At 23.3% G+C, this 1,987-nt stretch carries 1 protein-coding gene; it reads left to right on the top strand.

The window, feature by feature from the left end:
* Positions 1 to 736: 736 nt before the first annotated feature.
* Positions 737 to 1,987 (top strand): hypothetical protein (locus tag AVBRAN9334_RS10030; protein WP_336607731.1); only part of this gene is annotated, 1,251 nt, incomplete at its 3' end.

Genomic DNA, 1,987 nt, shown 5'->3' with positions numbered 1-1,987 from the left:
GCTTATTTAAAGCTAGAAAGTAAAACTTTTTAGCTTTATTGTTTTTATGAGTTTTTGTCTTTTTACTTAGAGATTGTTTTTTAAAGCTTATTATTTTTACCTTAAATCTAAAAGTTTTTTATATTTTTTATATTAAAATTCTTTTGATTAGATTGTTAAAAATTTATAAAAATATTAATTTTTATAATTACCCCCCCCCATTTTGTTAGCAATTGATTAACCTTTATATATTGATTTTTAACTATAATAAAGCATTTTTCATTTATTTTTTAGGGGAGAAAATGAATAGAACTATAAAATTATCTTTAATAACTTTTATATTAGCGGGGGGGGGAATTTAGCTCTTGCTGATGCGATAGATAATTCAGCTAATACTGCATTAGTTAGCCCATTAGCTAATACTCAAGAAACTATTAGTAGTAATAAAACTATCATTAGTAATACATATACAACTCCAACTGATATTACTCACACAGGTGGAGTAATTACTATAGGTAATGCTAAAGATACACATACTATATCTGATTTAAATATAAATATAAATAATGGAAGTTATTTATTATTTCAAGGTGATTTAACACTAAATAAAGTAAATATTACAAATACAAAAAGTCAAAAATTTAATTTATTATTTGATAATAGAAATAGTGATAATAAAGATATAGTATTCAATGAAAGCAATTTAAATGGCATAAAAATAGATTTATGGACTAATGCTGTTAGTAATTCAAAGAATTTGATTTTTAATAAAGGAACATTAAATAATGTAAATATAGGAAGTCAAACAGCTTCGAATGGTAAAATTAAAGATATTAATTTTAAAGTTGTTGAAAGTGAAATAAATGGTGGTAATTTTTCATATAAAACTACTTTTGTTAATTCTAAATTGCTTGGAAATATTAGTGGAAATATTGTTGTAGATAATTCTATAGTAGAAGCTACTTTAAATACGAATACTTTAGAAGTTATAAATGGCACTACAATTAGTTCTGATATTAGTAAGGTTAATAATTTTATTTTAGATAATTCTACTTTAACCACAGATTTAAATGCCAAAAATATTACTATTAAAAATGATGCAAAATACAATAATAAAAATATCACAGCAAGTGGCACATTGACTATTGAAAATCATCAAATTATAAATAACGATAAAGATAAAATAACATTAAAATCTAATGGAATTTCAACATATAAAGATAGTGTTATTAAAAATGCAGTTTTGGATTCAAATCTTAATAGGATTGATTTTTATAATACAAATGAATTAGATAATGTAAAAATATCTAATGATAGTGCTTGGGATGTTACAAAACATCATATTACGATTTGGGATAATACTAAGGTTACAATAAATGATAGTGAGATAATTAATTCGGCTATTACTCAAGCTTCTTCATTACATTATGATAGTGAAGTAATTATTAATAATACTAAATTAGTAGATACAGGAATTGGGGCTTTAAATAATAATGATTTATATAATAGAATTCCAAAATTAGAATTAAATAATGTAAATTATATAAATAATGTAGAAAATAGTGGGATTTTTGCAAAAGAAATTACTATAAATGGCGGATATATAAAAGCTAATAAATTATATGGAACTGATACTATTTTAATTCCAGGAAAAAATGATATTTCAACTCAAGATAATACTAAGGTTATTATAAAAGGTGGTGCTATTATAGAAGCATTGGTTGATGGGGAAGAATTAGAGATATACAATTCAAAACTAACAGGAGATTCTCTTATTACCAACATAAAAACAGATAATAGTGAATTAATCGGCAAAATAGAAGCTACTAATAATATTGATATTAGCAATTCTAGTATCAAAGGTGATATAAAAGGTAGTGAATTAAAGCTTTTAAATTCTGATTTAAATTCAAATTTAATAGATATTGCAAATAACGTAATTATTGAAAATGCTGAAGCAAAAACCATCACAGGAAATTTCAAAGTAGGCAACGACTTTAAATCAAGC

Origin of the sequence: Campylobacter sp. RM9334 (genome assembly GCF_020138145.1) — a bacterium.
GTDB lineage: Bacteria > Campylobacterota > Campylobacteria > Campylobacterales > Campylobacteraceae > Campylobacter_E.
The sequence above is the reverse complement of the archived record's forward strand: the minus strand, read 5'-3'. Positions and strand labels throughout refer to the sequence as shown.